The organism is Embleya sp. NPDC020630 (assembly GCF_044334985.1).
Classification (GTDB): domain Bacteria; phylum Actinomycetota; class Actinomycetes; order Streptomycetales; family Streptomycetaceae; genus Embleya.
Window position 1 is genome coordinate 72,823 of sequence record NZ_JBIRUB010000030.1, and the last position, 21,937, is coordinate 94,759.

Here is a 21,937-nt window from a genome sequence, read left to right on the forward strand (position 1 = left end):
ACTGGACTTCATTCGCGAACGCGGGCTCAACGAGGTGTTCGGCGCCGGGGAGGCCGACATCGGGATCATCGTCCAGGGCGGCCTGTACAACACCCTCAACCGGGCGCTGGAGCTGCTCGGTTGCTCGGATCCGTACGGTCGCACCCGGGTACCGCTGTACGTGATGAACGTGACGTATCCGGTCGTGGACACGGAGATCGTCGAGTTCTGTGCGGACAAACGCGCGGTGTTGCTCCTTGAGGAGGGGCAGCCCGACTACATCGAGCAGAATCTGAACACGATCCTGCGCCGCGCCGACATCGCCGCCGCGCTGCACGGCAAGGATCTGCTGCCGATGGCCGGCGAGTACACCGCGTCGGCGGTCACCCGAGGGGTGCACGCCTTCCTGTCCAGGTACCTGCCGGAGGTCCTGGCCGGCGAACCGGCGCTGCTGCTGCCCGAAACCGACCCGCGCAGCCCGTTCGCCGAGCGGGTCGATCCGCAGGCGGTACAGGCCCGCCCGCCGGGCCTGTGTACCGGCTGCCCGGAGCGGCCCATCTTCAGCGCGCTCAAGCTCGCCGAACGCGAAACCGGCGCGCATCACATCAGCGCGGACATCGGCTGCCACCTGTTCTCGATCAACGAACCCTTCAACCTCGGTGCCACGACCATGGGTTACGGGCTCGGCTCGGCCGGCGCGGCGGCACTGAACTCCAAGGACGCCGATCGCCGGACCATCGCGATCATGGGTGACGGCGGGTTCTGGCACAACGGTCTGACCAGCGGTGTCGGCAACGCGGTCTTCAACGACAACGACCAACTCCTTGTCGTGGTCGACAACGCGTACAGCGCGGCCACCGGCGGGCAGGACGTGCTCTCCTCCGCCGTCGACCATCCGCGACGCTCGACCGGGCATACGATCGAGAAGGCCGTGCGCGGCATCGGCGTCAAGTGGACGAAAACCGTCACCGACACGTACCGGGTCGGGGAGTTGCGCGACCTGTTCGTACGCGCGCTCACCACGAAGGAACCGGGGCCCAAGGTCATCGTCGCGCAGAGCGAATGCCAGTTGAACCGGCAGCGTCGGGAGCGGCCCCGGACGGACAAGGCGATCAGGGAGGGCAAACGGGTCGTTCGCGAGCGGTTCGGCGTCGACGCGGAGACCTGTACCGGCGACCACGCGTGCATCCGGATCTCCGGCTGCCCGTCGCTGACCCTGGCCGCCAACCCGGACCCCATGCGCACCGACCCGGTCGCCACGGTGACCGACACCTGCGTCGGCTGCGGGGTATGCGGCGCGAACGCGCACGCGGCGTCGTTGTGCCCGTCGTTCCACCGCACCGACGTGGTGGTCAACCCGACCCGGCGGGACCGCGTCCTGGCGAGGATCCGCACGGCCTGGATCGCCGCGCTGTCCGCGCCCGTCGAGCGTCGCGCCGCGAAGTACGAGGTGGCCTGATGTCGAACCGGCAGCTCGCGGCGCGCCCGATCACCATCGCGATCCTGGCCATGGGTGGCGAGGGCGGCGGGGTCCTGGCGGACTGGATCGTCGCCGTGGCGGAGACGGCGGGGTACACCGCGCAAAGCACCTCCGTCGCCGGCGTCGCCCAGCGCACCGGCGCGACCGTCTACTACGTCGAGTTGTTCCCGGCGCCGGACGCCGAACCGCCCGAGGGGGGCCGCGCCGAGCCGATCCTCGCGCTGTTCCCGACGCCCGGCGAGGTCGACATCGTCATCGCGTCGGAACTCATGGAGGCGGGACGCGCGATCCAGCGCGGCTTCTGTACGCCGGACCGCACATCCCTGATCGCCTCAACCCACCGGGTCTACGCGATCACCGAGCGCATCGCCATGGGCGACGGGCGCGTCGACGGCGGCCTACTGCTCGACGCGGCGCACCGGGGCGCGCGGCGTTTCGTGGGGGCCGACTTCCTGGAGTTGGCCGGGCAGGCGGGCAGCGTGATCAGTGCGTCGCTGTTCGGCGCGCTGGCCGGGACGGGGGAACTGCCTTTCGACCGTGAGCGGTTCGAGGACGCGGTGCGAGCGTCGGGCAAGGGGGTGGAGTCCTCGTTGGCCGCGTTCGCGCTGGGGTACGACGCGGCCCGGCAACCGTCGCCGCGGCCTGCCCGCTCGCGCGCGGCGGGGGGCGGACCGGTGGCGGTGACCATCGGCAGCCGGCCTCCGGCGGATCCCGCGGTCGAGGCCGCGAACGCCGAGGAGCGGCGGCGGCGCGCACTCGCCGACACCGATCCCGCACAGCTGGTCGGCCCCGCGCTGCGCGGTCGGGCCGCGCGGGTCGCCGAGTTCCCGGAGGCGGCCCGTTCGATGCTGCTCCACGGTTGCGAGCGCACGGCCGTGTACCAGAACGCGTCGTACACCGACCGCTATCTCGATCGGGTGGCCCGGGTGGGCGCGCTGGAGCACGACCCGCGAGGTGAAGCGAGGCTGACCACGGAGACGGCCCGACACGCCGCGCTGTGGATGTGTTACCAGGACACCATCCAGGTCGGGTTGCAGAAGATCCGTCGACGGCGAATCGAGGACATCCGCGAGCGGGCGCGGACCGAGCCGGGACAACCGATGCAGGTGCGCGAGTATCTGCACCCGCAACTGGAGGAGATCACCGACACGTTGCCCGCGCGCTTGGGCGATCCGCTGTCCCGGTCGGCGCTCTTCGGCAGACTCGTCGCGAAGCTCACCCGCAAGGGCATGGTCGTCAACACCACGGGCGTCGTGGGCTACACGATGTTGTGGACCATGGCCGGGATGCGCCCGCTGCGACCGCGCTCGGGCCGGTTCGGTCGGGAACAGGCCGGCATCGACGCCTGGTTGGACCTGGTCGTGGAGACCGCGTCCAGCGACTACGCGCTGGCCTGCGAGATCGTCGAGTGCCGGCGGGTGGTCAAGGGCTACGGTGACACCTACCGGCACGGCAGCGAGAGTTTCGCCATTCTCCTCGACGCCGCCCGGGAGTTGCACGGACGCGACGATGCCGCGACGGCACTCGCCCATCTGACGTCGGCCGCACTCGCCGACGAGACCGGCACGGCACTGCGCGAGGCCGTGGCGGCTGTGGAAGCGAAGTCGCGGGCCTGGGGCGCCTGAGCCCGCGAATCACCCACTCGCGCAAATCGCGCCGGCGCCTACGAACACCCCATCCCTCAAGCCCCATTCCCCACGCCCCATTCCCCGCACCCCCGGCAAGGAGCACGCATGGCCGATCTGACAGCCCTCGCGACCCACCTGCTCGACGGCTCGATCGAGGTCGTCGACCTGACCTCACCGCTGCACGCCGGCACGCCGCTGCTCGCGCTGCCGCCCGAGTACGGGCAGACGGCCCCGTTCGAGTTGGAGGAGATCAGCCGCTACGACGACCGGGGTCCGGCCTGGTACTGGAACAACTTCCGCACCGGCGAACACACCGGCACCCACTTCGACGCACCGAACCACTGGATCAGCGGCCGGGACCTCGACGACGTGTCGCAGGTACCGGCGCAGCGTCTCGTCGGCCCCGCCGTGGTCATCGACAAGACCGCCGAAGTCGTCGCCGACCCGGACTACTTGCTCGACGTCGCGGACATCCGCGAGTGGGAATCCAAGCACGGCGCGCTGCCCGATCGCGGCTGGCTGATCTACCGCACCGGCTGGGCCGCCCGCGGCGACGACCCGGCGGACTTCGCCAACGCCGACGACGACGGCCCGCACACCCCGGGTCTGACACCGGACGCCGCCCGCCTGCTCGCCGGCAGCGGCATCCTGGGCATGGGGGTGGAGACCGTGGGCACCGATGCGGGCCGCGCGTTCGCCTTCGATCCACCCTTTCCGTGCCACGACTTCTTCCTCGGCGCCGACAAGTACGGCCTGACCCAACTACGCAACGTAGACCGCCTACCGATCACCGGCGCGATCGTAATCGCCGCCCCACTCCCCATCGTCAACGGCTCAGGCAGCCCCTGCCGAGTATTGGCCCTGGTCGCCCACTGACAACCCGCAACAACCACCCGACAACATCCGTCCCCGGCTCGTACCAAGTGTCCGGGCCGGGCCAAAGCCCGCAGCCAACGACTTCGCCCCCGCCACAAACGCCGAAGCACGCGCCCGCTCAGCCCGGTGACGGGGGCCGTCCAGGACGACTCCGACGCCGTGATCACGCCGGCCACACCAGGATCGTTCCACCGAACGCCCCAACCGACCACGCGCCGCCTGTCGGCTCGACGACGATCACGCGACTACCGGGACGAGTCCCGTCGAGGACCTGCAACTGTCGCCGCTGCGGTCGACGTGTGCCATCCGATCGACGCCGGGGGGCAACGGCAGATAGGACACCATGAGGACGACATGGCCGACGGCGTTCGCGACCCGCACGAACTCGCGGTCGACGGCGCATTCGAGGTTCACGGCGCCGTCACCTGTTGCGAGCCGGATCCGGCCGTCCGACGTCATCTCCACGCGGGCGCCGGCTCCGGGCTGCTCGGTCGTCGTGTTGGGAGTGGAGTCCAGGCCGAGTGCCTCGGCGACGAGGGGCATGGTCCGGTGAGCCCCGCGACCGGGGCCACCGGGGGTCGAGAGATACAAGAACGCCGCATCTCCGCCGTTGCGTCGGTCGGGACCCACCCACCCGAACAAGGTCAAATGCCTCTCCAAGCCGGTGACGGCGTCGACGCCGTCGCCGAGCAAGGCGTTCGAGCCGGCGAGCACCGGATCGAAAGGGCATAGCGGCGCGGGGCGTTCGGCGCGGAGGTCCGCCGTGGGGCGCATGCCGAACGCACAGGCGTCAACCACTCGGGCTTCACGACAACCCCCAGGGCCCGGAAGCCGATCAGGGTGATCCCATCGCGCACCGCGGCCTGTGACGCGGCTCCGCCAGGCCTGCGCCGTGCCTGGGGCGGGGGCCAGACCGGTGGCGGACGGAGCGGGTGCCCAGTGGGCGGCTGGGGCGGGTGGCATCGCCGCGGCGTCTGATCTCTCGGAAGGGCGGTCCCTTCCGCCTGCTGCCTAGTTTTTGATCTCGTAGCGCAGGATTGCCACGCCGTTTTCGAAGCCGGTGGCCTCGATCAGCTTCAGGTTGCGGCGGTCGTCGAAGAGGCGGGTTCCCTTGCCACGTGACACCGGGCAGACCAGCATCCGGACTTCGTCGACGACGCCGGCGTCCAGCAGGGAGTGCATGAGTTTCAGGCTTCCCCACAGCCAGATGTCCTTGCCGCTGTCCTCCTTGAGCTTCCGGATGGTGGCGACCGCGTCGCGTGTCACGGTCGCGGCGGGGAAGTCGCCCCAGGGGGCGTCGTCCAGCGTCGACGAGGCGACGAGCTTGGTGAGGCGGTTGAGCTTCCTGCCGTACTCGCCCTGGTCCTCGGCGTAGGGCCAGTAGCCCTTGGCCTCGTTGTAGGTGTTCGCGCCGAGGATCATCGTGTCGACCGATTCGATGAAGCCCATCATGTCGTTCTTGAAGGGGTCGTCGGTGACCTCGTCGTCGAACGGTTCCCCCGACACGAAGCCGAGGCCGCCGTCCTCCTCCGCCGCGATGTTGTCGACGGTGACCCACTGCTGGACTACGAGCTTGCGCATGGCTCTTCCTCCCGGTACGTGCGGTGCTGCGGCCACGCCGACCGCATCCGCCTCAGGGACGGAGCCGCTACGCCGATCTCGACAAGCGGTCGGGGTCGAAGCAGTCGGGGTCGGGGAAGCCGGCGTCGTCGCCGGCCGGCGGCCGTGGGCAGTCGGGCTGCCGCAACAGTCCTCCTGCGCAAGGAAGTTGGGTGCCCACGATCGGCACGTCTAGTGTGACCTGATGAGTGAAGAGTCGGTTCCGCAGGTGTTCTCGAATCGTTGGGGCGACGCGGCCGGGTCCGGTGGGCACGGTTCGTTTCGTGATCTCTGCCGGTGCATCGAGCCCGTTCATACCCGGCCCCAAGCTCCGACGCGCTTCCATCCGGAGCGCCAGGACACCGCCACGTCGGGTTGGATCCGCCTGCTGGAGCTCGTCGAAGAGGCGGCGGCCGACAGGCGTGAGGAGTTCAAGCCGCTGGTGGAGCTCACCGCCGAACAACGACGCCAGGTCGTCACGCTCCCGGCGACCATCACAAAGCTCACCTCCGTGAAGCATCTGGTCCTGTACGGGAGCAACCTCGTGCGTATCCCGCCCGAGATCGGTGCGATGAAGAGCCTCGAGGAGTTCACTCCGTACACCTCCTACCGCCTGCACTGGTTTCCGTACGAGATCACCCGGTGCCCGAACCTGCGGTACAGCACGGTGAGTACCCGGGCCCTGTACGGCAACTACAAGACACGGCCGCCGTTTCCGCCGCTGTCCGCGTCGGCGACACTCGACGCTCGCGACGTCGACCGGGACAACCTCGATCCCGGCGTCTGGGGTGCCGACGCGATCCGCACGTGCAGTGCCTGCGATCGGCGCGTCGAGATCGTGAACCTTCGCCAGGTGTGGATCTCGCTGCGGACGTCGGGCGCCGACATCCTGCCGCTGCTGGTCAACGCCTGCTCGACCGCCTGCCTCGAAGCGCTGCCCAACCCGGCCGAGGGCTACGTCGCGACGCCGCACGCCGGCGGGCCGGGCATCGACCAACCGACGACGCGGCGCTGACGGCCCGGATCGCCAAGTGGCGGCAGCCGTCGGATTGTTGGGCCTGTCCGACGCCGGGATTGCACGATGTGCCCGAGCGGGCTCACCCTGGGGATGGCACGACCGGGAGCAACCGGTCGCGACACGAATGTGCCACTGGGAACGGAAGGACGGTCATGAATCTTCGTCGATGGGCCGCGTGTGCCATCCTCGCCTTCGTCGCGGGCGCGGCCTTCGCCGCCGCCCCGGGGGCGACGACGTTCGAGTACGGATCGACCCATGCGGTCGCCGCCACCGCCATCGAGTACGGCCTGTAGACGGGTCGAATCCGCATAGCCGCCGGGCCCGTTCCGCATCGGGGCAGGCCCGGCGACAGACCGGACAACAGAGGTCTTCGGGCGTCGCCGAGCCCATCGGGTCACGGCCGGCCGGCAAGCGGTACGGCGTCCCGCCCGTGGGCGTCGATGTCTTCGACGGCCCGCTGTGGGGACTGTTCCTCGCGGAAGCCGAATTCACCGATGACGAGGAGGTGCTTCGGCGCACCGGGGGCCCTGGACACGATCCTGGAGGCCCTGGCCGCCTCCGCCGACGACGACGGCCCGACATATCCGCCGACTTGGCGCGCGCACGACGGCATGCGCGTTTGCGACCGTCCGGACGGTTACCGCGGCCTCGACACGAAGCACCTGACACCCGAGCAACACCGGCGCATCCACCACATCCTCGGCTGAATCGGCCGGCCCGTCGGACGACTCGTCTAAAGTCGGGGGTCCGGCGGACGAGGGAGTCGTGAATGACGCGCGGATTCGGGGAGTTCTTTCACTCGGCGACCGGCCATCGGCCCTATGCCTATCAGGCCGGGTTCGCGGAGAGTGGGCTGCCGCCCCTCGTTCGGGTTCCGTCGGGGGGCGGGAAGAGCGCGGGCGCCGTATTGGCGTGGCTGTACCGGCGATTGGTGTCCGCGGTCGCGGTGACGCCGAGGCGGCTGGTGTACGCGTTGCCGCAGGGCAGCCTTGCCGAACCGACCCACGCGCGCATCGCCGAGTGGCTGCATCGCCTCGGGTGCGCGGACGACGTGGACCTGCATCTGCTCGCCGGTCCGGAGTCGCAGAACGGCACCTGGCGGCGGTTTCCCGAGCGGAACGCGATCCTGGTCGGTACGCACGACGGGCTGCTGAGCCGGGCGTTGATGCGTGGGTTCGCCGATGCGCGGGCGATGGCGCCCGTGTCGTTCGGGCTGCTCAACACCGACACCCACTGGGTGTACGACGAAATGCACTTGCTGGGGCCGGGGTTGCCGACGAGTACGCGGCTGCAGTCGCTGCGCGAATCGTTCGGCACGACGGCGCCGACCGGCAGCACGTGGATGTCGTCGACGTCGGACGGGAACACGACCGACGGCGGCGACGTGGCGGCCGGCACCCGGCTCGCGGCGGTTCGACGCATCAGGCGGTTGGACCCGGACCCGACACGGTACGTCGACGACCTCGTCGACGAGCTGGGCGCCGCACACCTGCCCGGCACGCAGTCCATCGCCGTACTCGGCTCCGCGCAGCGGGCGCGCGAGGTCTACGGTGCGCTGCGCGCGGCGCATCCGGGCCGGGAGATCGTGCTGGTATATCCGTACGCGCGTTCCGCCGACCGCCGTGATCGCGCGGCGATTTCGGAGGAGACCGGCCGGGACCGGATCCTGGTCACGACGCGGGCGCTGGACGTCGGATCCGACGTGTCCGGCCGTACCCTCCTGACCGAACTCGCCCCGTGGAGCGCGCTTGTGCAACGCGCCGGTCGCTGCAACCGACACGGCGAACACCCCGATGGCGGCGACCTGTTGTGGTGTGTCCCCCCGGACGGACCGGGACCGAACGCGGGTGTCGCGGCGTGGCTGAACGCGCACGAGGGCGAGGCCGTCACGACCGTCGACCTGTTCCGGGCCCGTGTCGACCACAGTGCGGCACCCTCCCAAGCCCTGCGCGAGCACGATGTGTTGGCGATGTTCGACAACGCTTACGGCGCGGAGCCGGCCGACGCGAGTCCGTGGATCTGCGCCGACGACGAGCGCACGGTCCTCGTCGCGTGGCGGGTCTGGGAGTCGGGGGAACCCGCCGAGGACGAGCCGGGCCCCGCGCGCGCCGAGCAGTGTGAGGCGCCGCTCGCCGACGTCCGGAAGATGCCGGACGACCGCGGAGTGTGGCTGCGGGATCCCGTCGACGGCCGGTGGCGGCACGCCGTGGCCGACGATCTCCGTGCCGGAACGTCCGTGGTGCTCGACGCGGCCCGCGGCGGCTATCTCCCCGAGGTGGGGTGGGCGCCCGAGAGCGGCGCACCGGTGTCGTCGCTGTTCACCGGACGCACGCCGCCCGCGGTCGCGTGTGTCGCCTGGGTGAGTCTCGACCGGCACCTGCTGGAGACCGAGGAGGAGGCACGTGCGGTCACGGCCGCCCTTCCGGGGCTGACCGGGGAGCAGCGCGAAGCCGTGGCCCGCGCCGCCAGGTTCCACGATCTCGGCAAGTGCCACGACGTGTTCCAGGCCATGCTGCGCGGCGGCGGTGGCGGCGAGCCGCCGGAGCACCTGCTGGCCAAGTCCAAGGCGCCGTGGAGCACCGGGGTTTCCACCCGGGCGTACTTCCGGCACGAACTGGTCAGCGCGCTCATCCTGTTGAACGGGGAGCACTGGCATTCCCCCCGGGTCGACCCGGAGTTGGTGACCTACCTGGTCGCGGCGCACCACGGTCGGGTCCGTGTGTCGGTGCGCCCGGAGGCCGACGAGGACGCGCGGACGCTGCTCGGCGTCCGCGACGGTGATCGCACGCCGCCGGTAGCCGTGTCCACGGGCGACCACTTCCCCGGGCAGTCGCTCGACACCGAGGCGTTCCGCCCGGGCGGTTCGTGGACGCCGCGAGCCTTGGCGCTGCGCGACCGCGACGACCTGGGACCGTTCCGGCTCGCGTACCTCGAGTCCCTGGTCCGCGTCGCCGACTGGCGCTCCAGCGCCCGCCACGACGGCCCCACGGCGGGCCTCGTCCCCTGAGCCCCGCCACCGTGTCCCGGAGGGCTCAGGGGTGGTCCGGCATCCGGGCCCCGCTCGAATTCGGTGGTGAGGGTGCGGAGTTCGGCGCACTCTGGGGCGATGGACACCATCGAAGTCTGTGCGCGATGGTCGCCCCCACACCGTGATCCGCAGCCCGTCGCCCCGCAGCCGTCAGAGGCGGTCCAGGTGGAGTGGGCGAGCGGCGGCATACCGTGCGCGAACGGCCGCCGCGCCGTCGCGCACCGGCAGGTACGTCGTGCCGGGGACCGCCCACACCGGAGGGTGCGGGTCCTGCGTCAGAGCCCACGCGGCCTGCCGGGCCGCGCCCCACGCGGCGAGTTCGCCGGTCGCGGGCACCGTGACGGGGCGGCCGAACAGCTCCGCGGCGATGGCCGCGACCGCCGGCGAGCGGGCCGCGCCGCCGACGAGCCGGATGCGCGCGACGTCGGTGGCCGTGGTGTCGAGCACGGCGTCGAGGGCGTCGGCCAGGCCGCACACCATGCCCTCGACGTACGCGCGGGCCAGATGGGCGGGGGTGGCGTTGGCCGTGGTCAGGCCGTGCAGGGCGCCGGCGGCGTTCGGGAGGTTGGGGGTACGTTCGCCGTCCAGGTACGGGACGAGGACCAGGCCGTCGGCGCCGGGCGGTGCGGCCGTGGCCAGTTCGGCGAGACGCTCGTGCGACACGCCGAGCACGCCCGCCGCCGCGTCCAGGACGCGGGCGGCGTTGAGCGTACAGGCCAGCGGCAGGAACGCGCCGGTGGCGTCGGCGAATCCCGCCACGGCCCCGGACGGGTCCGCCGTCGGGGACGCCGACGGCACGAACACCGTCCCGGAGGTCCCGAGCGACACGACGGCCTCCCCCGGCGCGACGTGCACGCCGAGCGCCGCCGCCATGTTGTCGCCCGTGCCCGCCGCGACCAGCACGCCCGACGCCGTACGCCCCGCCGCATCCCGCGGACCGAGCACCCGCGGCAACACCGGCCGCGCGCCGAAGGCCGCGCCGAGCAGGTCCGGTCGGTACGCCTCCTCACTGGGCGACCAATAGCCGGTCCCGGAGGCGTCGCCGCGATCGGTGGTCAGCCCGCCGATGTCACCGCCGCCGGTCAGCCGCCACGTGAGGTAGTCGTGCGGCAGACACACCGCCGCAGTCCGCGCCGCCGACCTCGGGTCGTGCTCGGCGATCCAGCGCAGCTTGCTCACGGTGAACGACGCGACCGGCACACTGCCGACCGCGCGCGCCCACGCCCCGGGCCCGCCGTACTCGGCGCACAACGCCGCCGCCGCGCCGGCCGACCGGGTGTCGTTCCACAACAGCGCGTCGCGGGCGACCGCGCCGTCCTCGTCGAGGCACACCGCGCCGTGCTGCTGCGCGGATACCGCCACCGCCGCGACGTCGTCCAGTCCCCCGGCCTCGGCCGAGGCCGTCCGCAGCGCCTGCCACCAGGCCTCCGGGGGGACCTCGCCGCCGTCCGGGTGCGGTGCCCGTCCCTGCCGCAGCACCGCGCCGCTCGCCACGTCGCAGACGACCACCTTGCACGACTGGGTCCCGGAGTCGATGCCCGCGACCAGGGTCCGCCCCGGCATGTCAGCGCGCGCCCAGGAGGTGTTCCACGGCCAGCTGGTCGAGCCGCTCGTAGCCGGATCCGCGGACCGCGGCCGCCTCGGGGTCGAACGTGTCGCCCGCCAGGTCGGCATACGTCTCGCCCGGCGCGAGTGTCGGCACGGCCAGCTCGTCCAGTCCGGCGGCGGCCCTGGCCTCGCGCACCTCGGGGTCGGCGCGAAACGCGCGCGCGCGTTCGCGGAGCAGCAGGTAGGTGCGCATGTTGGCGGCCGCGCCCGCCCACACCCCTGCGGTGTCCTCGGTGCGCATCGGCTTGAAGTCGAAGTGCCGGGGCCCGTCGTAGCCGCCGTGCTCCAGCAGGTCGACGAGGAAGAACGCGCTCTTGACGTCGCCGTGGCCGAACACCAGGTCCTGGTCGTACTTGGGCCCGTGCTGGCCGTTCAGGTCGATGTGGAAGAGCTTGCCCTCCCACAGGGCCTGAGCCGCCGCGTGCACCATGTTCATCCCGGCCATCTGCTCGTGGCCGACCTCGGGGTTGAGCCCGACCATGTCGGGGTGTTCGAGGCGGGCGATGAACGCGAGCATGTGGCCGACGGTGGGTAGGAAGATGTCGCCGCGCGGCTCGTTCGGTTTGGGCTCCAGCGCGAACCGGAGGTCGTGACCCCGGTCCCGGACGTACGCGCACAGGATGTCGATCGCCTCCTTGTAGCGGTCGAGCGCGACCCGCACGTCCTTGCCCGCGTCCGTCTCCGAACCCTCCCGGCCGCCCCAGAACACGTAGGTCCGCGCCCCGAGTTCGGCGGCGAGGTCGAGGTTGCGCATGACCTTGCGCAGCGCGAACCGGCGGATGCCGCGGTCGTTGGCGGTGAACGCGCCGTCCTTGAAGACGGGGTGGGCGGTGAGGTTCGTCGTGACCATCGGGACGATCATGCCGGTCGCGTCGAGCGCGGCCCGGAAGGCGGCGATCCGCTTCGCCCGCTCCGCCTCCTCGGCGCCGAACGGGATCAGGTCGTCGTCGTGGAACGTGACGCCGTAAGCGCCGAGTTCCGCCAGCCGGTACACCGCCTCGGCCGGCTCCAGCGGGGCGCGGGTGGCGTCCCCGAACGGGTCGCGCGCCTGCCATCCGACCGTCCACAGCCCGAAGCTGAAGCGATCTTCCGGGGTCGGGACGAGGTCGATCATCGCGCCTCCCTGAGCGAACCGATCGCATCGCATCGCGTGGAATCGGTGTGAATCGCTGCGAATCACTTCGAATCGCAACTCAATTAGTTAGGACTCTGGACTAAACTCCACCACGAGCCAACCGCGCACCCGGGCAACTGTCAATAGCCTGTCAACAGCCGCCCGCGGGAGGACCGTCCGTCCGCAGGTGAGAGGATCCGCGCCATGAGCACGCCGGACGGCCCCACCGATCTGGTCGGGATGCGCGAACGCAACCTGGCGCTGGTGCTGGCCGAGATCGACCGCAGCCAGCCGGTCACCCGCGCGCGGCTGGCCGAGCTCACCGGGCTCACGAAGACCACCGTGTCCGCGCGCGTCGCCGCGCTGACCGCGCTGGGGCTGGTGAGTGCCGAGGACCCGGTCCGCGCCGGACGCGGGCGGCCCGGCGCTCCGGTGTCGGTGGCGTCGGGGCCGATCGCCGGGCTCGGCCTGGAGATCAACGTCGGGTACCTGTCCGCGTGCGTCCTCGACCTCACCCGTCGGGTACGCATCCGCCGCAGCGTCCCCCGCGCCGGCGCCGGCGCCGGCGCCGACCCGCACCGGGACGTCGCGGCCCTCGGCCGGCTCGCCCACGCGGTCACCGGGCAGGCGCGCCGTGCCGGGCTCACCCTCGTCGGGACGACGGTGGCGGTCCCCGGCGTGCTGCACGGCGGGGCGGTGAACGCGCCGAACCTGGGCTGGGACGCGCTGCCCGCCGCCGAACTCTTCGCCGAGGCGCTGCCGCCCCAACCGCTGCCGGTGACGGTGGACAACGAGGCCAATCTCGCCGCCCTCGGCGAGTTGTGGTTCGGCGCGGGCGCCGGGCTCGGCGACTACGTGTACGTGTCCGGCGAAACCGGCATCGGCGCGGGAATCGTCGTCGCCGGCGCGCTGTTCCGCGGCACGCACGGCGCGGCCGGCGAACTCGGCCACGTCGTCGTCGCCCCCGGCGGACCCGCGTGCCGCTGCGGCGGACGCGGCTGCCTGGAGCAGGTCGCCGGGCTGGACGCCGTCCTGCGGGCCGCCGACGTACCGGACACCGCACCCGCCGGACCCGACGCCCGGGACTGCGCCGACGTGCTCGGCGCCGGCGAACTCGTGCGCCGCCTGGAGGCGAAGGACCGCCGCGCCCTCGCGGCCGCGAAGCGGGCCGGCGAAGGACTGGGCATCGCCTTGGTCGCCGTCACGAACCTCTTCGACCCCGCGGCCCTCGTCCTCGGCGGCCTCCCCGCCCGCATGGCACCCTGGCTCACCCCGCACATCACCGCCGCCCTCGAGGCCGGCGGCGGCAGACTCCGCGGCCGCACCCCGACGATATGGCGCTCGGAACTCACGGACGGCGCGGTACTGGGCGCCGCCGGCGAAGTCGTCGCGCGAGTACTCGCCGCCCCCGGCGCCGTGGCGTAAAACCCGCCGGAGGCGGCACCCGGCCACGTCCCGCGCGGCGGTGATCGGCCGGTCTCACCGGGCCGGTTCCACCGGGGACCGGGGGCGCGGGGTCGGAGAGTCGGACATCGACGGGGGGACTTCGCAGTGCTCCCGGTGGGCGTCGTAGCGCCAGAACGGGCGTACGGCCAGGGCGCCGACCACGACCAGGACGATGCACAGCATGGCGCTGCCCGACCAGGCGATGCCGAGGGTGGTGGTCGCCGCCATGGCTCCCGCCCGCAGGTCGCCGAGTCGGGGTCCGCCGCTGACGACGACGGTGAAGACGCCCTGCATACGTCCGCGCATCTCGTCCGGGGCCCACGTCTGCAGGATCGTCTGCCGGTAGACGGCGCTGACCAGGTCGGCGGCGCCGGCGAGGACGAGCAGGGCGACGGCGAGCCACAGGGCGCGGGTGAAGCCGGCCAGCGTGATGGCGCTCGCCCACGCGACCACCGCGAGGGTGAGCGCGACGCCTTGGCGGCGTATGCGCGCGATCCATCCGCTGCACAGGCCGGCCAGCAGGGATCCGATGGCGACCGCCGAGTACAGGACGCCGATCCCGCCGTGGAAGCGGGTGGCGGCGGCCTCGGGGAACAGGGCGTTCGGCATGGCCAGCACCATGGCGGCGATGTCCACGGCGAACGACATCAGCAGAATCGGACTGCCGCCGATGAAGCGCAGGCCCTCGAACACGGCGCCGATCCCCGTGCCCGTCGCGGCTCCCGCCGGCGGGATCGGCGGGAGTCTCCACGTCGAGTAGAGGGACAGGGTGAACAGGACGGCGTCGGCGGCGTAGGCATAGGCGAACCCGTGCGGAAGGGTGAGCAGGACGCCCGCGACCAGCGGTCCCGCGATCTGGCCGATGTTGCCCACCGTGAAGCTCAGGGTGTTGGCGGCGGGGATCAACTCGTGCGGCACGATGCGGGGAATGATCGCGCCACGCGCCGAGGAGGCCGTGGCGAAGCCGGCCCCCTGGACGGCGACGAGGCCGAGCAGGAGGAACTCCGAGCGAGCGTGCAGGAGGGTCTGGGCGAGCAGCGCGATGGTCACCACCCAGGTCACCAACGACGACCACAGGCACAACCGGCGCCGATCGATCCGGTCGGCGACGGCGCCGCCGTACAGGCCGAACACCACGATGGGCACGAAGCCGAAGAGTCCGGCCAGGCCCACGTAGAACGACGAGTGCGTGAGGGAGTAGATCTGCACCGGGACGGTGACCTCGGTGACCATCGTGCCCACCAGCGAGGCCCCCTGGCCGACCAGCACCCGCCGATAGGCCGGTACGGCGAACGGACGCGTGTCCACCGCCGCGCGACGTATCCGGGCCCCGATACCCCGGGATGCCTTCGGGGTGGGCGTCGGCGTCATCGGATCCCCAGCCCCGACGTCGTGGTGCGGTGGGTATGTGGCCCGGTCCTGGTTGCCAGTTCGACGGGCGGCTCCGCCCCCGGACGGAGCCGATGCCGCCGGCGACGCGAATCCCCCGGTGTCGTGCTCATGGCGTCACGTTGTCACGAGGCCGCAATGGCTTCCTTCCATTAATCTGCCAACTTGTGTCGTAAAACCGCCAAAACCCGTCGGCGCGACCTCGGAGAAGGCAGGACCGGATGCACATTGTCCGCTCTATTCGCATTACCCGTGTTGCCGGCGGGACGAAGTGTCGTCCGCGGTCATCGCGGCCACCGTGTCGAGGAGTTCGAGGAGGGTGCCGGGAAACCCGTGGAGCAGGCGCACCGCGACCACCCAGGCGTCGGGCCGGTCGAGTCGGCCCGGAAGGCCGCTTCGACGCCCCGAGCCGAGGGCGCCCGGAACCCGGCGCCCGGCCGGTTCGCGTCGTGATCGCGGGGTCGGAAAAGCATTGGACGGGTGGGCCCCATGTCTATACCTTGCACTCGACCGTGACACCACCCGAGGAGGTGAGACCCATGAACGTTGTAGCGATATGGGTGCTCCCCCTTGCGGTCACGGCCGGCGATTGACGTAGGTATCGCCGGGAGCGCCTCGCCGACAGGGCACTCCCGAAAGGCCATACCCATGCAATCTCCACAGGTCGCCCCCGAACTCCGCTCCTCCGCCGCCGGCGGCGCCGATCCCGCATCCCTCGTGTTCGACGTGATCATCGCCGGCTGCGGGCCGACCGGCGCCATGCTGGCCGCCGAACTGCGGCTGCACGACGTGCGGGTGCTCGTTCTGGAGAAGGAAACCGAGCCCGTATCGTTCGTCCGCATCGTCGGCCTGCACATTCGCAGTCTCGAACTGATGGCCATGCGCGGACTGCTGGATCGCCTGCTCGAACGCGGCCGGCGCCGTCCGGCCGGCGGCTTCTTCGCCGGCATCGACAAACCCGCGCCCCAGGGCCTGGATTCCGCGCACGCCTATCTGCTGGGCATCCCGCAGCCGGTCATCGAGCGGCTGCTCGAAGAACACGCGACCCGACTGGGCGCGCAGGTCCGGCGCGGCTGTGCGGTGGCCGATTTCGAGCAGGACGACGAGGGTGTGACCGTCGAACTGGCCGACGGCGAACGGCTGCGTTCGCGCAATCTCGTCGGCTGTGACGGCGCCCGCAGCACGGTGCGCAAACGGCTCGGCGTCGGCTTCCCCGGAGAGCCCTCGCGAAACGACACGCTGATGGGCGAGATGCACGTGAGCGTGCCGCAGGAGGAGATCGCCGCCACGGTGAGCGAAATCAGCCGCACCAACAGGCGATTCTGGCTCCGGCCCTTCGGTGAAGGGGTGTACAGCGTCCTGGTCCCGGCCGCGGGCGTCGCCGATCGCACGGAACCGCCCACCCTCGAGGATTTCGGACAACAGCTGCGCGCCATCGCCGGAACCGACTTCGGCGTGCACTCCCCGCGCTGGTTGTCCCGCTTCGGCGATGCCACCCGGCTGGCCGAACGGTACCGCGTCGGGCGGGTGTTGCTGGCCGGCGATGCGGCGCACATCCACCCGCCGACCGGCGGGCAGGGCCTCAACCTGGGCGTTCAGGACGCCGTCAACCTCGGCTGGAAACTGGCCGCGCACATCCGCGGCTGGGCGCCGGACACACTGCTGGACACATACCACAGCGAACGCCATCCGGTCGCCGCAGCCGTCTTGGACAACACCCGCGCCCAGACGGAACTGCACTCCACCGACCCGGGCCCGCAGGCAGTGCGCAGGCTCCTCACCGAGCTGATGGACATCGACGAGGTGAACCGCCGCCTCATCGAGAAGATCACCGCGATCGACATCCGCTACGACTTCGGCGACGGCCCCGACCTCCTCGGCCGCCGCATGCGCGACATCGATGTAAAGGACGGCCGGCTCTACGCCCTGCTGCACCACGGCCGCGGCCTACTCCTGGACCGCACCGAACACCTGACCACCGGCGCCTGGTCCGACCGGGTCGACCACGTCGCGGACCCCACCGCGGCGCTGGACGCCCCATGCGTCCTCCTCCGCCCCGACGGCCACATCGCCTGGCTCGGCGACAACCAACAGGACCTGAACACGCAGCTCTCCCACTGGTTCGGCCACCCCACCCCCTGACCTGGCCCCGACAGCCGATGCACCATCACCCGTGGTGCCCCGACGCCGAACTCGACCCGGTCGGCGGCATCGCCCGCCGACCGGTCGGGTGCGCCGAGTCGTCGGTCGAGGGCGTGGGCGGGGAAGTTGTGGGGGTGTGTTCAAACTCTGGTATATCAGACACGCTTAGACTCGGAATCGCGGCGCAGCACGGGGCTCGCCGGGCGAGGGGACGAGCGTGAGCAACCGGATGGGCTCCCAGCCGGCCAACGGGTGGACGCAGACCGACGAATTCCTCTGGTACACCTGCGACATCGTGGCCGATGTCGTCACCGGCCAGGCGGACCGCCGCCCGCTCGTGGCGAGTACGGCGCGGATCGCACCGGGGGAGCGCGTACTCGCGACCGGGGTCGGGGAGCAGTTCCGGCTGCGCGCCGTGGGCAACGGCAGTTACCGCAGCACCGGGGTGGCCGCGATCGGCAGGCCGGGGTTCGTGGTGGGCGCGCTTGCCGTGAACGCCCTGGGCAACGCGGCGCGACGCAAGCGTGCGCAGCAGGACACCGTGCCGCGCTGGGTCAACGACGGCGGCGGCGAACTGACCATCACGCACCTGACCGCGTACCTCGCGCATCCCCGCAACCCGCTGAGTCTCGGCTTCACCGGGCTCGACCAGATCGACCTGCCCGAGCCCGGCGTCTTCGAGGCCCGCTACCACGACATGTACGGCAAGGGGTACATGTGCGTGCGCCTCGCCACCCCGTGGGCGTCCCTGGTGTTCGCGCTGGCGGCCCTCGCGGCGTTTCCGTCCCACCCGCGGCTGCTCGGCGGCACGTGGCTCCCGCCGGGGTTCGAGGAGCGCTGCGCCCACTTCGGCCGACCGGTGCGCCCCGCGCAGCGGTTGGTGCTGGAGCGTTAGGTCGAACCACCACGCCGCTACCGCGTGTTCGGGTCAACGGGTTGTCCACGGGCGGAGTTTGTCCGGGTTGCGGATCGTCCAGATGCGGTGGATGCGCTCGCCCACCACGTGGAAGGCGAATACGGTCACGGCGCGGCCGTTCTGCCGGACCACCAGGCCGGGCAGGCCGTTGACCGTACGCTCCAGCAGCGTGTAATCGGGTGCGACGTCGGCGAGTTGCAGGTAGGCGTGGGCGATCCGCTCGCCGCCGATGATCGGATCCAGGATGGTGAGGGCCTTGCCGCCGCCGTCCGCGACCCAGGTGGCGTTCGGGTCGAGCAGGCCGATCAGCGCGCCGATGTTCTTCGCGTCCCAGGCCGCCTTGAAGTCGCGGACCACCGCGGCGTGGCCCGCGCTCGGGTCCGCGTCGACCCGTGACTCGCGAATCCGCCGCCGGGCCGACGACGCCAACTGACGGCACGCCGCGGGGGTACGCCCGACGATCGTGGCGACCTCCGCGAACGGGTAGCGGAAGACGTCGTGCAGGACGAACGCCACTCGCTCGGCCGGGGTCATCGACTCGAACACGACGAGGAAGGCCATGCTGACCGACTCGTCCAGGGTGATGCGATCGGCCGGATCCATGCCGCCGCCGGCCGCTCCCCCGGTGATCCACTCGGTCGGCTCGGGCAGCGGCTCGGGCAGCCATTCACCCACGTAGGTCTCCCGCCTGGCCCGGGCCGACCCGAGCAGGGTCAGACACACCCGGCCCGCCACCTTCGTCAGCCAGGCCGCCGGGACCTCGATCTCGTCACGTTGCGCGTCGGTCATCGCGTACCAGCGGGCGTAGGTCTCCTGGACCACGTCCTCGGCGTCGGCGAGCGACCCGAGCAGCCGATAGGCCAGGTTGATCAGCCGCTGTCGCTCCTCCATGACCGCCTCCACGCCGCTCTCGCGCATCGCGTCGTCCCCGTCCGTGGCTCTCATCCGTTCGATCACACCTCTTCGACCGGACAGGCCACCGAAACGTCAGGTCCGCCGCTCACCGGCCGCGCCGCCTCACATTCCGAGCGGCCGCCTGGTCGAAGGGGTGTCGGCGAGTACACCACAGCCCGAGTTCGCGGCGGCCGCCGACCAGACCCCACGTGATCCGGAGGAAGCATGAGCACGCCCACCACCACGCCGACCACGACCGCCACCGCGGACTTCGTCGCACCCGCGCCCGCGTCGCGCCTCGAACGGGCGGCCGCGGCGCTACGGGAGAACGGCTTCGCCGTCGAGATCCTGGCCGACGCGGCCGCCGCGCGCGGCCGCGTCGGCGAGCTGATTCCCGACGGCGCGTCGGTGTTCACCGGGGCCAGCGAGACACTGCGGCTGTCCGGCATCGAGGAGGACCTCAACACCGGCGGCCGCTACGACGCGATCCGGCCTCGCGTACTGGTCATGGACCGGGCCACCGAGGGCGACGAGATCCGCCGGCTGACCAGCACCCCGGACGTGGTCGTCGGCAGCGTCGCCGCGGTCACCGAAACCGGCTCGCTGGTGGTCGCCTCCGGCAGCGGCAGCCAACTGCCCGCCTACTCCGGCGGCGCCCGCCGGGCGATCTGGATCATCGGCGCCCAGAAGGTCGTCCCCGACCTGCCGACCGCGTTCCACCGCCTCGAGGAGCACGCCCTGCCGCTGGAGGACGAACGCGCCCGCAGGGTCTACGGTGCGCCGAGCGCGATCAACCGCCTGCTCGTGATGCACGCCGAGCCCTACCCCGGCCGGGTCACCGTACTGCTCCTGCGCGAGGCCATCGGGTTCTGATGGCGACCCGGCCACCCGCGACGAACCCGGGCCTCCCGAACCCGTCACACTTTTGCCGACCCGTTCATCTGATCTGCATGAGAACGAACCCGGGCCCGAGCAGGACGACCGTCCGGCCCGACACCCCGCGAGACAGGGCCGGCCGATCGGTTCGAGGTCGTGCGCCCGCATCTGCGGACGGTGGCGTACGGCATGCTCGGCTCGCGTACGGACGCCGAGGACGCGATCCGGGAGACCTGGCTGCGGGTGTCGCGCAACGAACACGAGGACATCCGTGACCTCCGGGCGTGGCTGACCACGATCGTCGCCCTGTTCGTCGCGAACAGCCACGGCGAGGAGACCTGACCCACGACCTCGACCACCCCGATCCCGGCCACGCGAGCATCACCCGGGATCGGGTACGGCGCGGCGGCCTCGGGTCGGGTCGAGGCCACCGCACCGGCGGCAAGCCGTCTTTTCAGGGTTTGCGTGCCAGCAGGCCGTAGCAGCCGATGTCCGCCGGGTCCGGGAATTCGGCGTCGGGTTCGGGGTGCCATCGGGAGACGAGTTCGACGCCCGGTTCGAGGAGTTCCCAGCCCGCCGGCACCAGTGCCTCGACCTCGGCGCGGCTGCGTAGTTGCATCGGGATACCCGATTTGCGGTACACGTTGGCGCCGCCGCCGGTGCCGACCGGGTCGAAGTCGCCGGTCAGGTGCGAGAGCACCAGGTGGCTGCCGGAGGGGAGCCGGTCGGTCAACCGGCGTACGAGGTCGGCCGGTTTCTCGTCGTCCGGGACGAAGTGCAGTATCGCGAGCAGCATGATCGCGAGCGGCCGGTCGAGGTCCAGGGACCGCACGAGTGCGGGGTGTTCGAGGATGGCGTCCGGGTCGCGGACGTCGGCGTCGATGTATGCGGTCTCGCCCTCGGGGTGGCTGCTCAGCAGCGCACGGGCGTGTACGAGGACGATGGGGTCGTTGTCGACGTACACCACTCGGGAATTCGGCGCGATCCTCTGGGCGGCGTCGTGCGTGTTGCGGCCCTCGACGGGGATCCCGGTGCCGAGATCGAGGAACTGCCGTATCCCGAGCCGGGCGAGGTGCGCGACCGCCCGCAACAGGAACGCCCGGTTCGCCCGCGCGGCGGTACGCGCGTACGGAACCGCGAGCAACGTCTGCTCCGCGGCTTCCCGGTCGGGGGCGAAGTTCGTCTTGCCGCCGAGGAAGTAGTCGTACATGCGCGCCGAATGCGGCTTGGTGGTGTCGATCTCCGGCGGAGTCCAGTCTGCGATGAGAGCCTCCTGCTCGGGTGAGCGCTCGAACCCGGAGTCCATCGAGTCGCCGCCTCCGTTTCGAACCGACCGCACCGGGGCGGGCCCCTCGTGCGCGTCCCTTGATCGCATCATGCAATGGGCATGCTACCCGGCCGTCGCACGCTCGTTCCCCTCGGCGTCGCCGCTCTCCGCAGTTCGGGAGGTTGCGGAACGGGCGATCGGGCGATCGGGAGATTCGTACGTCAGTACGATGCTCGGGTGACGAGTAACGTGGCGACCGGCCGGCCGACCCGTGCGCAACCGCCGGAGGGGGATGGGGAGTTCCCCGGGACCCACAGTGCCGCGCCGGCCGGGGTCGGGGCCACCGGGCCCAGTGGGTGGGCCTGGTCGCCGGCTCGGTTCGGGTTTCGGGATCGGCCGCCGACGTCGCTGCGTGAGCGGTTGGTGCCCTCGTACACCGACAACAGCGCCTACACCGGCGGCGGCTGGCTGCCGTGCATCCTGGTGACGCTCCTGGCCGGATTCATCCGGTTCTGGAACCTCGGCAAGCCCAAATCGGTGATATTCGACGAGACGTACTACGCCAAGGACGCCTGGTCGCTCCTGAAACTCGGCTACGAGGGCACCTGGCCCAAGGAGGCCAACGACCAGATCCTGGCCGGCAACGCCGACAGCCTCCAGACCCAGGGCTCGTACAT

Annotated in this window: 18 protein-coding genes and 2 pseudogenes; 13 read left to right on the plus strand and 7 right to left on the minus strand. The window is 71.4% G+C overall.

What is annotated here, in order from left to right:
- Positions 1–334 precede the first annotated feature (334 nt).
- The 3 genes and pseudogenes from ACH4XV_RS44270 to ACH4XV_RS44280 form a co-directional block, all read left to right on the plus strand.
- Positions 335–1,015 (plus strand): annotated as a pseudogene (locus tag ACH4XV_RS44270) (thiamine pyrophosphate-dependent enzyme); the annotation flags it as partial.
- A gap of 422 nt (positions 1,016–1,437) precedes the next feature.
- The gene (locus ACH4XV_RS44275; protein ID WP_395799585.1) at positions 1,438–3,084 is read left to right on the plus strand and encodes an indolepyruvate oxidoreductase subunit beta family protein; all 1,647 of its coding nucleotides are present in this window, start codon (positions 1,438–1,440) and stop codon (positions 3,082–3,084) included.
- A 108-nt stretch (positions 3,085–3,192) separates the two neighbouring features.
- Positions 3,193–3,963: a cyclase family protein gene (locus tag ACH4XV_RS44280; RefSeq protein ID WP_395799549.1), complete on the plus strand. Its 771-nt coding sequence runs from the start codon at positions 3,193–3,195 to the stop codon at positions 3,961–3,963.
- Positions 3,964–4,200: 237 nt separating this feature from the next.
- Here ACH4XV_RS44280 and ACH4XV_RS44285 read toward each other — a convergent pair whose 3' ends face one another.
- Together ACH4XV_RS44285 and ACH4XV_RS44290 are read right to left on the minus strand one after the other, a co-directional pair.
- On the minus strand, positions 4,201–4,677 hold the full coding sequence (locus tag ACH4XV_RS44285) for a hypothetical protein (RefSeq protein ID WP_395799551.1): 477 nt from the start codon (positions 4,675–4,677) through the stop codon (positions 4,201–4,203).
- Between the two features lie 297 nt (positions 4,678–4,974).
- Positions 4,975–5,544 (minus strand): dihydrofolate reductase family protein, encoded by a 570-nt coding sequence (locus ACH4XV_RS44290; RefSeq protein ID WP_395799553.1) that lies wholly within the window; start codon positions 5,542–5,544, stop codon positions 4,975–4,977.
- Between the two features lie 223 nt (positions 5,545–5,767).
- On the opposite strand from ACH4XV_RS44290, the gene ACH4XV_RS44295 reads away from it, so the two are divergent.
- The 4 genes from ACH4XV_RS44295 (at position 5,768) to ACH4XV_RS44310 (ending at position 9,587) form a co-directional block, all read left to right on the plus strand.
- Positions 5,768–6,577, plus strand: a complete 810-nt coding sequence (locus tag ACH4XV_RS44295) for a leucine-rich repeat domain-containing protein (protein WP_395799555.1) — start codon at positions 5,768–5,770, stop codon at positions 6,575–6,577.
- A gap of 155 nt (positions 6,578–6,732) precedes the next feature.
- A complete protein-coding gene (locus tag ACH4XV_RS44300; protein ID WP_395799557.1) occupies positions 6,733–6,873 on the plus strand; it encodes a hypothetical protein in 141 nt (46 codons plus the stop codon).
- A gap of 201 nt (positions 6,874–7,074) precedes the next feature.
- On the plus strand, positions 7,075–7,287 hold the full coding sequence (locus tag ACH4XV_RS44305; protein WP_395799559.1) for a hypothetical protein: 213 nt from the start codon (positions 7,075–7,077) through the stop codon (positions 7,285–7,287).
- A gap of 62 nt (positions 7,288–7,349) precedes the next feature.
- Positions 7,350–9,587 (plus strand): CRISPR-associated endonuclease Cas3'', encoded by a 2,238-nt coding sequence (locus ACH4XV_RS44310; protein WP_395799561.1) that lies wholly within the window; start codon positions 7,350–7,352, stop codon positions 9,585–9,587.
- Positions 9,588–9,758: 171 nt separating this feature from the next.
- Here ACH4XV_RS44310 and xylB read toward each other — a convergent pair whose 3' ends face one another.
- A complete protein-coding gene (xylB, locus tag ACH4XV_RS44315; RefSeq protein ID WP_395799563.1) occupies positions 9,759–11,171 on the minus strand; it encodes a xylulokinase in 1,413 nt (470 codons plus the stop codon).
- Between the two features lies 1 nt (position 11,172).
- A complete protein-coding gene (gene xylA / locus ACH4XV_RS44320; protein ID WP_395799565.1) occupies positions 11,173–12,330 on the minus strand; it encodes a xylose isomerase in 1,158 nt (385 codons plus the stop codon).
- A gap of 204 nt (positions 12,331–12,534) precedes the next feature.
- On the opposite strand from xylA, the gene ACH4XV_RS44325 reads away from it, so the two are divergent.
- A complete protein-coding gene (locus ACH4XV_RS44325; protein ID WP_395799567.1) occupies positions 12,535–13,755 on the plus strand; it encodes an ROK family protein in 1,221 nt (406 codons plus the stop codon).
- 54 nt (positions 13,756–13,809) lie between these two features.
- On the opposite strand, the gene ACH4XV_RS44330 is transcribed toward ACH4XV_RS44325, so the two are convergent.
- Positions 13,810–15,084, minus strand: a complete 1,275-nt coding sequence (locus tag ACH4XV_RS44330) for an MFS transporter (protein WP_395799569.1) — start codon at positions 15,082–15,084, stop codon at positions 13,810–13,812.
- A 729-nt stretch (positions 15,085–15,813) separates the two neighbouring features.
- On the opposite strand from ACH4XV_RS44330, the gene rox reads away from it, so the two are divergent.
- Entirely contained in the window at positions 15,814–17,307 is a 1,494-nt protein-coding gene (gene rox / locus ACH4XV_RS44335) for a rifampin monooxygenase (RefSeq protein ID WP_395799571.1), read from the plus strand.
- A gap of 217 nt (positions 17,308–17,524) precedes the next feature.
- A complete protein-coding gene (locus ACH4XV_RS44340; RefSeq protein ID WP_380010958.1) occupies positions 17,525–18,202 on the plus strand; it encodes a hypothetical protein in 678 nt (225 codons plus the stop codon).
- Positions 18,203–18,235: 33 nt separating this feature from the next.
- Here ACH4XV_RS44340 and sigJ read toward each other — a convergent pair whose 3' ends face one another.
- Positions 18,236–19,168 (minus strand): RNA polymerase sigma factor SigJ, encoded by a 933-nt coding sequence (gene sigJ, locus ACH4XV_RS44345; RefSeq protein ID WP_395799573.1) that lies wholly within the window; start codon positions 19,166–19,168, stop codon positions 18,236–18,238.
- 174 nt (positions 19,169–19,342) lie between these two features.
- On the opposite strand from sigJ, the gene ACH4XV_RS44350 reads away from it, so the two are divergent.
- Positions 19,343–19,990 (plus strand): LUD domain-containing protein, encoded by a 648-nt coding sequence (locus ACH4XV_RS44350; RefSeq protein WP_395799575.1) that lies wholly within the window; start codon positions 19,343–19,345, stop codon positions 19,988–19,990.
- 159 nt (positions 19,991–20,149) lie between these two features.
- Entirely contained in the window at positions 20,150–20,335 is a 186-nt protein-coding gene (locus tag ACH4XV_RS44355; protein ID WP_395799577.1) for a sigma factor, read from the plus strand.
- 112 nt (positions 20,336–20,447) lie between these two features.
- On the opposite strand, the gene ACH4XV_RS44360 is transcribed toward ACH4XV_RS44355, so the two are convergent.
- Entirely contained in the window at positions 20,448–21,299 is an 852-nt protein-coding gene (locus tag ACH4XV_RS44360; RefSeq protein ID WP_395799579.1) for an SAM-dependent methyltransferase, read from the minus strand.
- Positions 21,300–21,497: 198 nt separating this feature from the next.
- Between ACH4XV_RS44360 and ACH4XV_RS44365 the strand changes: the two are divergent.
- Positions 21,498–21,937, plus strand: a pseudogene (locus ACH4XV_RS44365) (hypothetical protein); the annotation flags it as partial.